This window comes from Cytobacillus sp. Bva_UNVM-123, from assembly GCF_046351715.2.
Classification (GTDB): domain Bacteria; phylum Bacillota; class Bacilli; order Bacillales; family Cytobacillaceae; genus Cytobacillus.
Genome location: NZ_CM177772.1, coordinates 3,688,956 through 3,705,818 on the forward strand (window position 1 = coordinate 3,688,956; position 16,863 = coordinate 3,705,818).

Annotated in this window: 19 protein-coding genes and 2 other annotated features; of the genes, 2 read left to right on the forward strand and 17 right to left on the reverse strand. The window is 36.0% G+C overall.

Annotation, left to right across the window (positions count from 1 at the left end):
• Positions 1 to 17 precede the first annotated feature (17 nt).
• Positions 18 to 908, reverse strand: coding sequence for a LysR family transcriptional regulator (locus KDN24_RS18885; RefSeq protein ID WP_409972847.1), 891 nt, complete (start codon positions 906 to 908; stop codon positions 18 to 20).
• Between the two features lie 129 nt (positions 909 to 1,037).
• Between KDN24_RS18885 and KDN24_RS18890 the strand changes: the two genes are divergently transcribed.
• Positions 1,038 to 1,874: a sulfite exporter TauE/SafE family protein gene (locus KDN24_RS18890; RefSeq protein WP_409972848.1), complete on the forward strand. Its 837-nt coding sequence runs from the start codon at positions 1,038 to 1,040 to the stop codon at positions 1,872 to 1,874.
• A gap of 87 nt (positions 1,875 to 1,961) precedes the next feature.
• On the opposite strand, the gene KDN24_RS18895 is transcribed toward KDN24_RS18890, so the two are convergent.
• Positions 1,962 to 2,453, reverse strand: coding sequence for a dUTP diphosphatase (locus KDN24_RS18895; protein WP_409972849.1), 492 nt, complete (start codon positions 2,451 to 2,453; stop codon positions 1,962 to 1,964).
• A gap of 132 nt (positions 2,454 to 2,585) precedes the next feature.
• Here KDN24_RS18895 and KDN24_RS18900 point away from each other — a divergent pair, with 132 nt between their 5' ends.
• Positions 2,586 to 3,011 carry a sigma-w pathway protein ysdB gene (locus tag KDN24_RS18900; RefSeq protein WP_409972850.1) on the forward strand — a complete coding sequence of 142 codons (426 nt, stop codon included), beginning with the start codon at positions 2,586 to 2,588 and terminating at the stop codon, positions 3,009 to 3,011.
• A 67-nt stretch (positions 3,012 to 3,078) separates the two neighbouring features.
• On the opposite strand, the gene KDN24_RS18905 is transcribed toward KDN24_RS18900, so the two are convergent.
• The 15 genes from KDN24_RS18905 to mutM form a co-directional block, all read right to left on the reverse strand.
• Positions 3,079 to 3,648, reverse strand: coding sequence for a TVP38/TMEM64 family protein (locus KDN24_RS18905; protein WP_409972851.1), 570 nt, complete (start codon positions 3,646 to 3,648; stop codon positions 3,079 to 3,081).
• Positions 3,649 to 3,710: 62 nt separating this feature from the next.
• Positions 3,711 to 3,926, reverse strand: coding sequence for a DUF1294 domain-containing protein (locus KDN24_RS18910; protein WP_491348112.1), 216 nt, complete (start codon positions 3,924 to 3,926; stop codon positions 3,711 to 3,713).
• A 408-nt stretch (positions 3,927 to 4,334) separates the two neighbouring features.
• A complete protein-coding gene (gene rplT, locus KDN24_RS18915) occupies positions 4,335 to 4,694 on the reverse strand; it encodes a 50S ribosomal protein L20 (protein WP_057771931.1) in 360 nt (119 codons plus the stop codon).
• 25 nt (positions 4,695 to 4,719) lie between these two features.
• Positions 4,720 to 4,920, reverse strand: a complete 201-nt coding sequence (gene rpmI, locus KDN24_RS18920) for a 50S ribosomal protein L35 (RefSeq protein WP_409972853.1) — start codon at positions 4,918 to 4,920, stop codon at positions 4,720 to 4,722.
• A 15-nt stretch (positions 4,921 to 4,935) separates the two neighbouring features.
• The gene (infC, locus tag KDN24_RS18925) at positions 4,936 to 5,439 is read right to left on the reverse strand and encodes a translation initiation factor IF-3 (RefSeq protein WP_409972854.1); all 504 of its coding nucleotides are present in this window, start codon (positions 5,437 to 5,439) and stop codon (positions 4,936 to 4,938) included.
• 133 nt (positions 5,440 to 5,572) lie between these two features.
• Positions 5,573 to 5,701, reverse strand: a sequence feature (ribosomal protein L20 leader region).
• A gap of 136 nt (positions 5,702 to 5,837) precedes the next feature.
• Positions 5,838 to 7,769: a threonine--tRNA ligase gene (gene thrS, locus KDN24_RS18930; protein WP_409972855.1), complete on the reverse strand. Its 1,932-nt coding sequence runs from the start codon at positions 7,767 to 7,769 to the stop codon at positions 5,838 to 5,840.
• Between the two features lie 49 nt (positions 7,770 to 7,818).
• Positions 7,819 to 8,125, reverse strand: a binding site (T-box leader).
• Between the two features lie 68 nt (positions 8,126 to 8,193).
• Positions 8,194 to 9,066, reverse strand: a complete 873-nt coding sequence (gene ytxC, locus KDN24_RS18935; protein ID WP_409972856.1) for a putative sporulation protein YtxC — start codon at positions 9,064 to 9,066, stop codon at positions 8,194 to 8,196.
• A 297-nt stretch (positions 9,067 to 9,363) separates the two neighbouring features.
• Positions 9,364 to 10,293, reverse strand: a complete 930-nt coding sequence (dnaI, locus tag KDN24_RS18940; RefSeq protein WP_409972857.1) for a primosomal protein DnaI — start codon at positions 10,291 to 10,293, stop codon at positions 9,364 to 9,366.
• Between the two features lie 7 nt (positions 10,294 to 10,300).
• Positions 10,301 to 11,710: a replication initiation and membrane attachment family protein gene (locus KDN24_RS18945; protein ID WP_491348113.1), complete on the reverse strand. Its 1,410-nt coding sequence runs from the start codon at positions 11,708 to 11,710 to the stop codon at positions 10,301 to 10,303.
• 331 nt (positions 11,711 to 12,041) lie between these two features.
• Positions 12,042 to 12,500, reverse strand: coding sequence for a transcriptional regulator NrdR (gene nrdR / locus KDN24_RS18950; protein ID WP_409972858.1), 459 nt, complete (start codon positions 12,498 to 12,500; stop codon positions 12,042 to 12,044).
• A 128-nt stretch (positions 12,501 to 12,628) separates the two neighbouring features.
• Positions 12,629 to 13,006, reverse strand: a complete 378-nt coding sequence (gene speD / locus KDN24_RS18955; RefSeq protein ID WP_409972859.1) for an adenosylmethionine decarboxylase — start codon at positions 13,004 to 13,006, stop codon at positions 12,629 to 12,631.
• Positions 13,007 to 13,332: 326 nt separating this feature from the next.
• Positions 13,333 to 14,364: a glyceraldehyde-3-phosphate dehydrogenase gene (locus tag KDN24_RS18960; protein WP_409972860.1), complete on the reverse strand. Its 1,032-nt coding sequence runs from the start codon at positions 14,362 to 14,364 to the stop codon at positions 13,333 to 13,335.
• A gap of 312 nt (positions 14,365 to 14,676) precedes the next feature.
• Positions 14,677 to 15,303 carry a dephospho-CoA kinase gene (coaE, locus tag KDN24_RS18965; protein WP_409972861.1) on the reverse strand — a complete coding sequence of 209 codons (627 nt, stop codon included), beginning with the start codon at positions 15,301 to 15,303 and terminating at the stop codon, positions 14,677 to 14,679.
• A gap of 13 nt (positions 15,304 to 15,316) precedes the next feature.
• Entirely contained in the window at positions 15,317 to 15,952 is a 636-nt protein-coding gene (gene ytaF, locus KDN24_RS18970) for a sporulation membrane protein YtaF (RefSeq protein ID WP_525931252.1), read from the reverse strand.
• A 77-nt stretch (positions 15,953 to 16,029) separates the two neighbouring features.
• A complete protein-coding gene (gene mutM / locus KDN24_RS18975; RefSeq protein WP_409972862.1) occupies positions 16,030 to 16,857 on the reverse strand; it encodes a DNA-formamidopyrimidine glycosylase in 828 nt (275 codons plus the stop codon).
• Positions 16,858 to 16,863: the final 6 nt, after the last annotated feature.

The window sequence follows — 16,863 nt, forward strand, 5'->3', positions numbered from 1 at the left end:
GTTTTCTTCTATAAATCTTAATCCTTTAACTTATTAATGATTGTGATGAATTTATGATAATTAGTTGAAAGTTCTTTATCCCATTTTCGGGTACAAATATGAACTGGTCTGCTTATTTCTACTCCATTTACCTTTACTCTGCCTATTTTCTTTCGTTCTATATCCTTTTTGACTGCTATGGATGGAGCTAGCATTATTCCATAGCCAGCAATTACTGACCGAAGTGATTCATTTAGTCCATGAAATTGCAATCCCACTTTCGGTTGTGGCGTCTGATGAATTTTACATAAGGCTAGTAATAATTCTCTAGTGGAGCTACCTTCTTCTCTTAATAAAAATGGCTCCGCAAATAATTCCTTTAATGTAACCTCCTTCCCATCAAACTTATGGCCATGCGGTACGATAAACCAATAGTCAATATTCATTAAATGGTGAGATTCAATATCCGGTTCAGACAAATCTTCTTTTACGACAAAAGCGATATCTGCCTCGAAATGAAGCAGTTTTTCCAATACTTGATCAGAATTTCCAATATGAAGATTTACGTTTATCGACGGATATTCATTCTTAAACTTTGCTAACCAATTAGGTAATAAAAAATTAGCTGGAACATTTGTAGAGGCAATTTTCAATTCATCTAGTTCTCCATTTTTTAATTGCAGCAATTTATTTTCAATATCCTTTTCCATATCAAAAAAGCGTACAGCTCGACCATATAAATATTCCCCCTCCACTGTAAGCCTTATCCCTCTTCCTTTCGTTTCTACGAGCTTTAATCCTATTTCTTTTTCTAGATTCCTTAATTGAATCGTTACAGCGGGCTGACTTATCGCCAGTGCCTCTGATGCCTTTGTTACACTTTTCATTGAAGCAACTTTCGAAAAAATACGTAAAGCATGTAAATTCATATGAGATCCCATCCATAAATTTTTTTTATAGATAATAAAAAAACATATATTAGTTTTATTAATAAACATTATATATTCTTTAAGTAATAAGAGATAGCCATTCTCATGTTACTTAAAGGGGTTTTTTACTTGAATAAGCGTAAATACATTTTATTATTTGTCCTGATTATTTTATCGCTATGGATGTGGGAGGTCTTCACTACAACTATTCATATCAACAAAAATTTTATACTAATTGCTTCAATCGGGGTCGTTTCTTCTTTTATTGGCACTTTAGCTGGGGGAGGCGGCCTTATAACATTGCCAGCCATGATGCTGGCTGGGATTCCCATTCAAACAAGTATTGCCACAAATAAATTTGCTACTGGGGTAGCCACACTATCAAGTATCTTCTATCTCGTGTACCATAAACAGTTGAAATTAAGGACGATCATCCTTCATTTATCCATAGCCGTAAGCGGAGGAATCGTTGGAGCACTTATAACAGCTCATGTTTCTGAAAAAGCCATGACTGTGGCAGCAATTATTTTGCTGTTATTTTCATTAATTATTACGTTAAAAAATAATAGCTTGTTTCAAGCTATTCAAATAAGTGAGGCTAGTTCTCAGCATAAAATTAGCCGACATATTATTCCATTTTGTATTGCCGTTTACGATGGTGGGTTCGGTCCAGCTTCTTCAACATTTAGCATTGTCTATTATATGAAACAGCAGTTTGCTTATGTAAAGGCAGTGCAATTAACACGGGTATTAATTTTTGGAAGCTGTTTAGGTGCTTTTACTGTATTTTATCAAACTGGCTTTTTTCAATGGCCTATCGCTATCTCAATGGCAGCTGGTTCCATTATTGGAGCCCAGATTGGGATGATTGTTTTACCGAAAATTCCGATAAAAACAGCTAGAATATTACTCATTTCAGTTATTTTCTTATTAATCACACAAATGTTTTATCAAGTTTTTCATTGAAAAATGGCAGGTACAAATAGAATTTCACAAAGTTTGTTATCACACGACCAAAAGCTTCGACCTTCAACCGTGTGATAACCACTTTAATTAATAACCTTGCTTTTGTCTCTCATAATTAACTTCATTTTTATCCACATATGCCTTTTCCGTTTCCCTTTCATTGAAGCCTAATAGCTTTCCTAGATGGATATACGCCTGAAATAACTGGTTGTAATCAGCTATAGATTTGCTAGCTCTGAATTTTCTAATCAGTTCAAAAACGACTAAAAACTGCTCATTAAGAGATTCTTTATTTTTTACAACTATGGATTCATTTAATTCCTGTTCAAATCCACACTCAATCCCTAGAGATAAAATAAAATGAATACCATCTACATATTCTTCTAGTACTACTTGCTGTGGTGAAGATGGCTTTAAACTCCAAAATTTGAAGCATCTCGTTTCATTTGCTAATTCCCCCAATTCAACAAGCAGTGCCAGCACTTTACGTTCGAATAAGTCTTCCTCCAGTAATCTATGTTTTGTTTCAATATGCTCATCCAAACCTTTTTGCATGGCAAATAATTTTTGAACATTCATTTTCATTCTCCTCACATATTCCCTACCGTTTTTTAAAAAAAGTTATAAAAAAATTATATCAAAATGAAAAAAAGTTGAAACTTTTTTATTTTTCATCCGTATGTTAAGGAAAATACATTGGAGGGCTTTTTTATGATGTGGTTAATACGCTTTCTGCTATTTGCACTCATTATCTTTCTCATATACAGTGTTATTAAATACTTATTGAATCCAAAGCGCAAGCTTGAGCTTGCCCATGAGCAGAAGCGATACTTTTTTTTAGATGACCAAAATAATGTCCGCAAAAATTTTATGATCACCTATAAAGGGGTTTTATTCGAAGGGGAAAAATATTTAGGAACAACCCAAAATGCCTTTGAGGTTATCTCCATCTTTGTTTGGCCTCACGACATTGCTTCATTAAAGGGAATGGTACGAGAAGATTTACAGTTTATCGAAAGAAAAATACAAGAAAGCTATCCAAATGCAAAAATTGATTGGAAAAGTCCAATTAAGGAGTTTATGGAAAAAAGCAATAAACCAGAAACTCCGTTTAGTGAAGGGGACTTCAAAAAATAAAGGCTTGCTCTCCCCCTATTTAAATGAAATGTCGCTCAACAGATTCGAACTGTTGAGCGACTATTTTTTATACTTCCTTAAAGAATTCTCTCCATTTTATAACAATTACTTTTTCTCTTAGTATGAAAGCAAGAATTGAAAATGAAAATAATATGAGGATTATCATAGATGGTGTGAATCTACTAATATATTCCCCAAATACTGTATAAAAAATAGCCAATGGTAAATTGGTTAACCATGAATTTTTAACATATTGTTGGAAATTTTCATTCCGCTCCATTAAACAAAAATTCAATAAATGATAATGAATAAAGGGAATTAATCGAAGTACAGCCACTTGCCCTACACTAAAGTTCCGATACTCTCCAAATAAACGCTTTCTTAAATTCGAAAGCTTTATATGCGTTTTGGGCATTCTTTTAATGAGAAAATAAAAAAGAATACTGCTGAGCATTAATCCAATAATCGAAAAAAGACTCCCAAAGAAACTGCCAAAAAGAATTCCTCCTGTAAAACAAACGAGTGAAACCGGAATAAACATAAATTGTCTTAAAATATGAAAGAAAATAAAGGCTATTGGGGCTAAAATTCCAGCTGTTTCAACCATCACAAACAATAATGATAATTCGTCTTTCATGGCCCACCTCTCTAGCTGAATTTCCTTGTTGTCTTTTACAGCTTATTGGCATATGTGAAAGGTTATGACAAAAGATTTATAGCATAAAGCAAAAGACCAACTTCAAGTAGCGAAAGAAATGGAAGACCGATTTTGAATTGAAGATGTTTTGTTTTGTGCCTAAACACTTTCATCCCAAATGTCATTCCAACTGCACCAAATAATACTGCTACAAGCCAAAGAGTACCTTCACTTATACGATATTGGTGCTTAACCGCTTTCTTCTTATCCACTTTCATGATATAAAATCCTACAAGGTTCATCACAATGAACAAAGTCATAAGCGCTGTGAGCATATTTGTATCCTTTCGTGATCTTTATTTTTAATTTGTTCGTTAAGATATATTAATAATCTACTAGTATTTAATTTAAAAGTACTAAATAGTAAAAAACAAATCAATTATTTCAAAAAAAAGCGCTGTTAAACATGTTTGTTGATTTCCGCTCCAGGCTGCTCGCTTTCCGCGGGCGGTCCGGGAGCCTCCTCGGCGCTATCGCACCTGCGGGGTTTCCCTTGTCCCTTCCTCCCGCAGGAGTCTCGCACCTTCCGCTCCAATCAACATATGCAAGAATCAATATTTTTCTTTAACAGAGCCAAAATAACAGAAAGCCATCCTCAAAAATGAGAATGGCTTCAGCTTTTCTTATTACTTGCTTAAGTTTTGTTTTGCAACTGATGCTAATTCTGCGAATGCTTTTTCGTCAGCAATAGCTAATTCAGAAAGCATTTTGCGGTTTACTTCGATACCAGCAAGCTTTAATCCGTGCATTAAACGGCTGTAAGAAAGACCGTTCATACGAGCTGCTGCGTTAATACGAGTAACCCAAAGTTTGCGGAAGTCGCGTTTTTTCTGGCGACGGTCGCGGTAAGCATACATTAATGATTTCATTACTTGTTGGTTAGCAACTTTATATAATGTATGTTTTGAACCGAAATAACCTTTAGCTAATTTAAGAACTTTTTTACGACGTTTGCGAGTAACTGTACCGCCTTTTACACGTGGCATATGATTTCCCTCCTAATATCGGATATTACTTAACATTTACTAATAAGAAACGGATACGTTTGTAATCGCCTGAAGAAACAAGAGTTCCTTTGCGAAGTTTACGCTTTTGCTTTTGAGTTTTATTTGCGAACATATGACTTCTATATGCGTGTGAACGCTTAAGTTTTCCAGAACCTGTTCTTTTGAAACGCTTAGCAGCGCCGCGGTGAGTTTTCATTTTTGGCATTTGGAAATCCTCCTCTTACTTTTCATTTTTTGGTGCTAGCACCATAAACATGCTTCGACCATCCATTTTTGGATAAGATTCTACAGTCGCTACTTCATTACAAGCCTCGGCAAAACGAACTAAAACACGTTGACCGATTTCTTTATGAGTAATGGCACGTCCTTTGAATCGGATGGATGCTTTTACTTTATCCCCTTTTTCAAGGAATTTAAGAGCATTGCGAAGTTTTGTATTAAAATCATGCTCATCAATTGTTGGACTAAGACGAACTTCTTTAATACTAATAATCTTCTGGTTTTTACGAGCTTCTTTTTCTTTTTTCTGCTGCTCAAACTTAAACTTTCCATAATCCATTATCCGGGCTACAGGCGGTTTTGCATTTGGTGCGACTAGAACAACATCAAGATTTACTCGTGAAGCAATTTCCAATGCTTCATTTTTGGATTTAATTCCTAATTGCTCGCCATTTTGGTCAATAAGACGAAGTTCTCGAGCGCGGATACCCTCGTTTAACAACATATCTTTGCTAATAGTTAGACACCTCCAAGGTTTAAAATGCGAACACAATATTTGGTTGCACCAGATTAAAAGCTGTTCGCAAGTATACATAACATTTCTGCACAACTAGACAAGATGTGAGCAGACATTTTAACCATATAAAAAAGTGTGGATGATAAACACCCACACTTTACGGACAAAATTAAACAGAAAATGTTCACGTAAAACCTGCCAACTGCTTATGCGTCAATCAGGTGAGAAGCGGGTGCTTCTTCTTTCCTCAATTTGTATTCAATTACCTTAGCTACTATACCACAAAAGATGTTTTCATGTCAAACGAACTTTTTTTATTCAACGAAAAAAATTGTAACAAAAGAATCGGAATTATGCAAGTAATTTTCGCCAAAGCTTGTCTCTCTTTAAAATTTCACTTCATCCTTCAATGACTCAATAAATTGGTCAAAAGATACAGTTTCTGATTTTTGTTCACCATATTTACGAACGTTGACTGCTTTTTCTGCTACTTCATTATCCCCGACTACAAGCATATAAGGGATTTTTTGCATTTGAGCTTCTCGAATTTTGTAGCCGATTTTTTCATTGCGGGAATCAAGCTCCACTCGAAAACCTGCTGCTTTTAGCATATCTTGCACTTGTTCTGCATAATCATAATGCACATCTGGTGAAACTGGAATGACTTGAACTTGAACAGGTGCAAGCCAAGTTGGGAACGCCCCCTTATATTCTTCAACTAAGAAAGCAACGAAGCGTTCCATTGTTGAAACAACGCCACGGTGAATAACAACAGGACGATGTGGCTTGCCATCTTCACCAACATAGGATAAATCAAAGCGCTCAGGCAATAAGAAGTCGAGCTGAACAGTTGATAATGTCTCATCTTTTCCTAAAGCTGTTTTTACTTGTACATCTAACTTTGGACCGTAGAATGCTGCTTCCCCTTCTGCTTCGAAATAGTCAAGACCAAGTTCATCCATTGCTTCTTTTAACATGGATTGAGCCTTTTCCCACATTACATCATCATCATAATATTTCTCCGTATCAGCGGGATCACGATAAGAAAGACGGAAAGTATAATCATTAAGATCAAAATCTTTGTATACAGCAAGAACTAAATTAACGACACGTTTAAATTCTTCTTTAATTTGATCTGGGCGAACAAATATATGTGCGTCATTCAAAGTCATCCCCCGAACACGCTGTAATCCTGATAGCGCACCTGACATTTCATATCTATGCATCGTTCCAAGCTCAGCAATACGAATTGGCAGCTCTCGATAGCTATGCATACTGCTTTTATACACCATCATATGGTGAGGACAGTTCATTGGACGTAAGACAAGCTGTTCGTTATCCATATCCATTACTGGGAACATATCCTCTTGGTAGTGCGCCCAGTGTCCTGAAGTTTTATAAAGGTCAACACTCCCCATAACAGGAGTATATACATGATCATAGCCTAAGCTTACTTCTTTATCGATAATGTAACGCTCAATAATTCGACGGATTGTCGCACCTTTTGGAAGCCATAAAGGCAAGCCTTGTCCAACTAATTGAGAGCTTGTGAATAGGCTTAACTCTTTCCCAATTTTACGATGATCACGCTCTTTTGCTTCCTCTAATAACCGAAGATGCTCTTCTAAATCTTCTTTCTTGAAGAAGGCGGTACCATAAATACGTTGAAGCATTTTATTGTCGCTATTGCCACGCCAGTATGCACCAGCAATGCTTAATAGCTTAAATTCTTTCAGCTTACCTGTTGATGGAACATGAACGCCACGGCAAAGATCAACAAAATCCCCTTGCTCATATAGAGTGACTGTCTCATCTGCTGGAATTGCTTCAATTAGCTCAAGCTTGTATTCATCGTCTATTTTCTTAAAAAGCTGAACAGCTTCTTCTCGGCTGACTTCCTTACGAACAATCTCAATGTTTTCATTTATTATTTTCTTCATTTCTTTTTCAATAAGCGGTAAATCCTCTGGAGTTAAGGACTCTTCTAGATCGATGTCATAGTAAAATCCACCTTCAATGACAGGTCCGACGCCAAGCTTAACATTTTTATATAAGCGTTTAATCGCTTGAGCCATTAAATGTGCACTGCTATGACGTAATATTTCTAATGCTTCAGCACTATCCTGTGTGATAATTTCAATCGCACCATCTTCTTCAATTGGACGGCGCAGATCATACATTTGACCATTTAATTTACCTGCAATTGCCTTTTTCTTTAATCCAGGACTGATCGACCCTGCAACTTCCTCTGTTGTCGTTCCTTTAGGAAACTCCTTAACAGCACCATCTGGAAACGAAACTTTAATTAATTCTGACATGCTCTTTCCTCCTTAATTTATAAAGACAAATAAAAAAACCCGTCCCTAAAAAAGGGACGAGTTATCATTAACACGTGGTTCCACCCTACTTCTCATTTTTCTTCATATGAAAAATGACTTGTAGCATTTTAACGGCTTGTAACCGTCAACTCATACTCTTTGACGAATGATAAGCGGCGAATCTCTTCGTCTGCTCTCTCGGATTATCGGCGAATCTCATTCACATCATTCATGTTCAAATTTTAGAGTTGAAGTTCAGAGGTGGTAAGCATTCAATCGTGTTAGGAAGTTTCCAGCCTTGCCTTCCCTCTCTATAAACCGTTTTAGAATACTGTTATCCTCATCATAACTTTTTACTAGTGATCGCAAAATAATATTATGTACTGTATTATAGTTCGTTATTTTCGGAATTGCAAGAGCCCCTTTATATTTTCTCATCGGCTGGGAATGAAACTAATTGTTTATTGCCATAGAAGCAAGAAATAGGGACCATCATCAGCCTCTCTTCAAAAATATTGCGAATCGTTCTGACAAGCGGCTGTTCCATATCATCTGTATAAAGATGAATAACTTTTGGTGCAATAGAAAGCAAGGGAGCGATTGTAACGGAATCTATATACACTGGGTGATTAAACAAAAGCTTCCGATCAATCATACGTAATAATTCAGGTCGCTTTATTTCGTAAAATAACTCATCAAAAAAATGAATGCCTTCATCAATCAGTAAATGAATCACATTTAATTTTGCAGATCGTCCCTTTAAAAACTCTCGTAATGTTTGAATAAATATTTGATATTCCTGTTCCATCTTATACTCATCGATAGAAATCTCCACATATTTTGCCATCTGCTCAAAAAGCGGTCGCATCCGAAATTTCACAAAGGAATCGAAGGAAAAGGCAATGTTTTCTTGAAAAATTTGACTGATGGCATTTTTCATATTTTTTTCAAATTCAAGATCACTTACAAATGAAGCTAGTTCAACCCGACTTCCCTCTAAAATCGAGTGGATGATTTCTAAAATTTGCTGCTGCTCTTCTTCATCGTGATAATAATACTCAGCCATAATCCTCCGAAACCAATCATCTTGTTTATGCTTGACAATAAATTGAAAAAAGACTTTTTTTACTTGCTCAAACAAATTTTTCATCTTCGGCTCGATCATGATTTTCACTATATGATGATCTTCAATTTGAAGAATTTTTTGATTGGATACTACGGAAGAAGCTAAATAAAATTGAAGATGGCGATACAAATCTTGAGCATCTTCACTTTTTCGGAAAATGATTTCGATCAACCAAATCCCCCCTTTTAAAAGATCTTTACTTTTAATATATATGGGGAATTTGGACAAAGTAGACTAAGAAAAGCAGAAGCACCTGCTTAGCGACGTATGGACTGGACTGACCTCGACTGAGATAAAGGAAACACGACGAGTATGCGAGTCGATGTTGACTTATCGTAGGGAGAGGGAGGGAAGTCCACTAGGCGCTAGGTGCTGGAGCTAGACATTCATCTAAATTCAAAGATGTAAACTCAATTATTATTAGAAAAGCAGAAGCACCTGCATAGCAATTCTTGGACTAAACGATCGTTAATTTCTGCGATTAGGCCCTTCCACAAGTACTGGCTCTGCTAAATATTTTATTCTTTCCATAATCCTGCGTGCCTTTACTTTTTCTTCTTCGCCACGCTGACTATAGGATAAATGATGTTCTAATTCTTTAAAATCAAAATTGGAAGTAAAAAACGTCGGAAGACTTTCAAGCATTCGGAATTGAAGAATTGGACCTAATACCTCATCTCTCGTCCAACTAGACATCGTTTCCGCTCCGATATCATCAAACATTAAGACAGGAACTTTTTTTATCTTCTCAATTTTTTCATTTAAAGTTGAATCAGCTATTGAGCTCTTTAATTCTCTTAATAGTTCTGGGACATAAACAATCATTGATGAAACTTGTTTACTAGCTAATTCATTCGCAATTGCTCCTAAAAAATACGATTTACCAACGCCAAATTTTCCATGAAAATAAATGCCCTTCTGCCTTGAACCTTGTTCATAGTTCATAATAAAGGAAGCAGCCTTTTTCGTTGCATCTATTCGTTCGCCATCTGTGTAAATTGAGTTAAAGGATGCCTCAAGAATGTCCCTTGGGACATACATGCTTTGAATAAGCTTTTCATTTTTTCTTTTTTCATCGTATATGATCTTCCGCGGGCATTTATCATAATGAATATTAATCGTACCACGCTGAATCACCAACTCAGGATGATATCCTTTCATAAAATTAACACAGCCTTCTAAGCTCGAACATTTATTACATTCTTTACTTTGATTAGAAAACTCATATAGCTTCATCAAACCTTTATCGATCATATCTTGTGTTAATTCATCCTCGTGGCTTTTTAAGAATGTCAATACATCTGGATGACTCAATGTTTCTCTTTTCTGTTCTTCATATCTTTTTCGGAAGCTTTCATTTCCTGAAAGTCGTTTTAATGTTTCATTAATTTTTTCCATCTGTCAGTCACCCCCCTGAACGCATTTTCTTCAAAATTTCCTCTAGCTCACGTTGTTTTAATTCTTGTTCTTCTTTACTTTCATTTTGCTTTTGTAAATGGCTTTCGTCATCTGTTTTATCAAACCAATCTGGAAGCATTTCCGTACGGATGACTTTCTTTTTGCCAGAATTAGCAGTCGTTTTTTTCTTCCCATCAGCCCATTCCGTATATTGCCTATGCTCACTTTTCGCTAATTCAAATGCTTCCTTAGCTGTTTTTATTTTTTTTCTTGCCCAATGGCTTGCAATCTTTTCTACATAGCTTTTCGTCAGCTTCATATCAGATTTAAGCATAACATATTGCAAAAGAACATTTATAACGCCAGGTAGTAGCTTTTGCTGGAACATGACATCCTCAACAATTTGTAAATCTGCTTTCGAAGGTTCTGCCCCCCCAGATATATCTTTAAGAAATTGACGAGGGGATGTCGTTTCAACATATCGAAGTAGTTCTTCCTCTTTGGTCTTTGGTTCATCCTTTTGTGTCTGATGAATCATTGGTTGTGTGTGGTCAACAAGTGATGGCAGCTTGTCATTGTATTGAAACTGATACCAATCCCTTGCCGACTTTCTTAAATCTTCAACGTTAATTTCACTTTCTTCCGTAATGGCGCTTATGACAATGTTTTTCATTTGAATAACGTCAATTCCATATAAAAACGCTAAATTACTAATGGCATTTTTCACTTTTTTCGTTAATGCCTTTTTCGGAACGAGTGATTCATTCAAGCCCGCTTCCAAAAGGTCAAAATTAAAATGCTCATTCGTAATTTGAATGCTCTCAGGTTCTTGCCTTCCAATAAATACTTGCTCATCATCTAATTGCAGCATTTCGCTCGTTTCAGCGTTATATGTAAGTGACTCTAAATGACTTGACGAAAATACATCTTGGAATTGTTTTGTCACTTCTTGATAGTCTTCCTTACACTCAACTTTTTCTTCACTGAAAAACCGTTTTAATCGTAAATATTGATTTTTGCCGATTTTTCGATATAAGTAAATATTAAGCATACCGTCTAAAAAAAACTGCTCTGGTGTTAAAGGTGGAATTAATTCATATATAAAGGTCCGGGAATGTTCTGTTTTTTTTTCGTAAACTTTTAATAATCCTATCCCTTCCAACTTCATCCGCGCATCATAAACTTTATTTAATCCCATCTCCATAAAGTTCATTAAACTATGATGGGAGTTAGCTGTTGACCATAAGCGATTCTCCTCTAATTCAGCCCATAATGTCATATACAAACTGAAACAAGCAGAGCCAATTAAAGGCTGATATAAAAAAGTTAACACCTTCCGATCATAATCATGCAGAAGCCCACTGGCGTTCACAACATATTGATCAATTGGTAGTATCTCTTGCCAATGCTGGGCCATTTAACCAAGCCTCCTGTTTTTTAGTTAGAAAAACTTGGCGTTCGCCATGTCTTTTCGGCGAATGCCTTAGCTTTTCTTATGCGGTATTATAAAGTGAAACTAATCGGGCAATTACGGGCTGTTGATCCCCCACTTAAAATTTTGGGATTTGCTCAACTTCTTGATATGGGGGTCTTACAGCCCGTTAATGCGGGACAAACGCTAATATTATTTGAACTTTATCACACTTTAATCTTAAACTTTCCTACTAGCTAAAAAAAGAGCTAAAGAAATTCTTCAGCTCAAATATCATGCATTCAACACGACTGGTCATTGTTTATTTACTTTCGTACTAGCTATCTTTCTTAATTAATTCTTTTAATTCATCAATGAATACATTAATATCTTTAAATTGTCGATAAACGGAAGCAAATCTCACATATGCAACATCATCGATTTTGGCCAATCTTTCCATGACCATTTCACCGACAGATTCACTTTTTATTTCTGATACTCCATTACTGCGAAGTTCCTTTTCGATACTTGCTGTAATTTCCTCAAGTTCTTTTAGTGGAACAGGCCGCTTTTCACAAGCTCTTAATAGTCCACGGAGAATCTTTTCTCGGCTAAATTCTTCTCTTGTGCCCTCTTTTTTTACAACAATAAGCGGAATTTCCTCAACCTTCTCGAATGTTGTGAAGCGATAACTACATTCCTCACATTCTCTACGTCGACGAATTGAACGATAATCATCTACAGGACGGGAATCAAGAACACGCGTATTATTATTTTGACATGAAGGACATTTCATTCAATCAGCTCCGATTCCTTTTCACTCAAAGTATAGATACTTATATTGTACTATTTTTTTATGAAAAACCCTAACAATTTCATATAAAAAGAGGTGTATAATAAATATACACCTCTGAATCTCGAACATTATCGTACATTTGCTTGTTGATTAATTTGAACTGGTCCCATTCCACGTGGAATCTCGATATTCTCACTTGTTTTGGCTCCTAATGCAGCAGCGATATAATTTGCAGCGATGCTAGGATCAAGATCACCACAAGTATACACATCAATGCTTGCATAGCCATGCTCTGGAAAGCTGTGAATTGTTAAATGCGATTCAGAAATAATAACGACACCACTTACACCTTGAGGTGCAAATTTGTGAAATGCGACTTCTCGCACTTCAGCTCCAGATTTTAATGCTGCATCTACAAATGTTCTCTCAATAAAATCTAAATCATTAATTTTTTCAAAATCGCATCCCCATAATTCAGAGATGACATGACGACCCATTGTTTCCATATTCAAATTTCCCCCTTTAACAATAATAATGAAGTTCCATACTTACAATGGTCTATAACTACCACGGGGGAAAGTTAGTCCAAAGAGGTCCTAACCCTTTAAGTAGCTAATAATTAACCAAAATTCAAGAAGTTCACGAGGACTAGTATACTTTGTTTGATTTCTTTTTGCAACATATGTTTATAAAAAATTGTTAAAGGATCGCAGGTTCCATCTTTTATACCATTGCCAAAACGGAGTTACCTATTCAGAATAATGGAAAATTGCACTATAATAATAAAGCAAAAAAGATCTGCCGCTTTTTGGCAGATCTTTATAAATTCCAATTACCCGATATTTACTGTTGACGTTTTGTAAAGCTCTTGAGCAACATATTTTGTCAAGTCTACTACACGGCAGGAATAGCCCCATTCGTTATCATACCACGCTAAGACTTTCACTTTATTTTCACCAATCACCATCGTGGATAATCCATCAATGATAGCAGAAAATTCATTTGTGTTATAATCCACCGATACTAATGGCTCATCAGAAACATCTAAAATTCCTTGTAATGATGTTTTTGATGCTGCCACAAATGCATCATTAATTTGTTCAATTGTAACAGCTGATTTAAGATCAACAACTAAATCAACAAGTGATACGTTTGAAGTCGGCACACGTAAAGACATCCCGTGTAATTTCCCTTTTAATTGTGGAAGTACTAAAGATAGCGCTTTTGCTGCACCTGTTGATGTTGGGATAATCGATTGGGCACAAGCACGAGCACGACGCAAATCCTTATGTGGATTGTCGATGTTTTTTTGATCATTTGTATAAGCGTGGACTGTCGTCATTAAGCCATTTTCAATGCCAAATTGTTCATCAAGAACTTTGGCAACTGGAGCAAGACAGTTTGTTGTACAAGATGCATTAGAAATAACATCATGCTCATTAATATTTAATACATTCTCGTTTACACCCATTACGATTGTGACATCTTCATTCTTTCCAGGCGCTGATAAAATCACTTTTTTCGCTCCAGCTTCAAGGTGCATTGCTGCTTTATCGCGCTCATTAAATTTTCCTGTAGCTTCTATAACGATATCTATATTTAAGTCTTTCCATGGAAGCTCAAGTGGGTTGCGATTGCTAAGTAATTGTACACGTTTGCCATTCACAATAATAGCATCATCAGCAGGAACTACTTCCCCCTCAAATTTCCCGTGATTCGTGTCATACTTAATTAAGTGGGCCAAAGTTTCAGCAGGATAGCTTGCATTTACAGCGACCACATCAAGTTTATCTTCAAGAATGGCTTTTCTAAATACCATTCTTCCAATTCTCCCAAAACCATTAATCGCAATTCTCGCCTTCATTTTCCGGCTCCTTCCACAATATGTTATACTTTTTGAACCTTATTATGATAATTAGTATAACATAATCCAACCTATTTGTGATGAGTTAAAATTCAAAAAACAAATATCTAATTATTCAGAAATGAATCCAATTTTGACTGTATGTATTTAGTATTTAGCAACAACATTAAAATATAAGCTAACATTCGTCTAACTTCAGAGAAATAAATTCATTAAAAAAGAGCATATCCCAAAAGTATAACTTTTAGGTGCACTCTCTTTGTTAATGTTCTTATTAACTTGTCTGTTGATTCTTCGCGTCTTCCACTCCATTCAACTCAGTTTTGGGTCAGCCTCTTGATTTTCTATTTTCCATATATTAAATATCTCGTTTAATTGGGCTTCTGTTGCTTCAATCGTCCCGTTATTATTAATAATGGCATCCGCCAATTTCATTTTTTCCTTTAAAGCCATTTGCGAATGAATTCTTGCGAGAGCTTCCTCTTTTGAAAGCTGATTTCGCTCCATTAACCGTTGAATTTGAATCTCTTCGTCTACATAAATTAATAATGTTTTATCAACCATATATGTTAAGTTGCTTTCAAACAATAATGGTATGTCTAAAATGATGATGGTTTCACCATTTTTGATCGCTTCTTCTTTTTTAGCTATCATTCTTTTTCTGACAGCCGGATGAACAATGCTATTTAACTTTAGACGTTCAGCTTCATCATGAAAAATAATTGAACCTAACTTCCCTCTGTCGATTGAATGGTCCTCTAAAAGAATCTCTCTCCCGAAGTGTGCAACAATTTCATCATAAGCTTCCTCGCCTTTTTCAACAGCTAAACGAGCTTCTACATCTGCATCAATGACTGTGACATCTTTTTTCATTAGCATGGAAGAGACAGTGCTTTTTCCACTGGCAATTCCACCTGTTAAGCCGATAACTAAAGACATGTACATGTTCCTTTCAAATTTTCCATAATCCAATTAAAATTAACAGTACTCCAGGAATAAAAGAGAATCGATGTGCCCAGCTACTCTTGGAGAAAATCGCTCCAACCTTTAATCCCATATATATAAATAGGGAGCTCATCACAGCAACAGCAATCGCTAAATAATATGGTGAATAGCCAAGCAGCGCTGCTCCAATTCCTGCTCCAAAAGCGTCAAGCGATAGGGCAATTCCAAGCATAAGTGCTTCAATGCCATTGATCGTTCCTGATTTATCAAAATCCGCCGTCATCGGCTTATGCAAAATATTAATGACAATCCCCAATGACTTAATTTCAAAATTAATAATCGTTTTTTCTTGTGGAAGAGCTTCTTTCGCTTTTTCAGGACGGAAAAATTGATAAAGTATCCATATCCCAAGAATTATAAGGATGATCCCTCCAACACTTTCTGCTATTCTAGCTGATAAAAACTTAATAGTGAGGTGCCCGATTGCCATTGCAATGATCAAAGTAAATGCTGAACAACTTGCAATTACTGCAATCGATTTTACGGGGATGCGCATTTTCCTTAAACCGTAAGTTAATCCAACGCTAAAACTGTCAAGACTGACAGCAAGTGCCAGTATGAGAAGTGAGATTACTTGCATCATTTGGATAGTACTCCTCCCTATCAATCGCTAAGATAGTATATGGAAGAAGCCTATCCGTTGTTATTATTTGAACAAAGTTAATTTTTTTGACAGGATGGACAAAAAACAGTTCCCCGTCCACCAGAAATAATTCGTTCTAAAGGACCTCCACAAACTTTACAATCTTCCCCTTTTCTGCCGTATACAAAAAGCTCGAGCTGAAACATACCGATTTGTCCCTGAGAATTAACATACGAACGAATCGTACTGCCGCCTTTTTGTACCGCTTCAGATAGTGTAGCCACTATTTCTTTATGAAGTCTCATTAATTCTGATTTTGTAAGACTATCTGTTGAACGTTCCGGATGAATGGAAGACCGAAATAATGCTTCATCAACATAAATATTTCCGAGGCCAACGACAACTTTTTGATCAAGTAAAGCTGCTTTAATATTTCGCTTTGTCTTTGCAAGCCTTTCAGTTAACAACTCGCTTGTAAACTCAATGCTTAAAGGCTCAGGGCCTAATTGGGAAAGAGGAAGCACTTTAAATTCCTGTCCCTTTAAATAAAGGTGCATCGTTCCAAATTTTCGAACATCCTTATAACGGAGCTCTGTACCATCAGTGAAGTGAAAAATAACATGTGTATGCTTTTCAACAGGCTCTTTTTCTTGAAAAAGTCCGTATTTACCTTCCATACGTAAATGAGAAATGAGAGAAAAATCCTCTGTATAAAAAATAAGAAATTTCCCGCGTCTGCCAACATCATAAATAGTTTGACCGACTAAAGCGTCTGTAAATTGAGTAACATCGTCAGGATGTTTAATCATTTTCGGCCAATTGACAGAAACACGTGCAATTTTTTTATTCAAAACCAATTCTTGCAATGTCCTGCGGATTGTTTCTACCTCTGGCAATTCTGGCATAAGCTC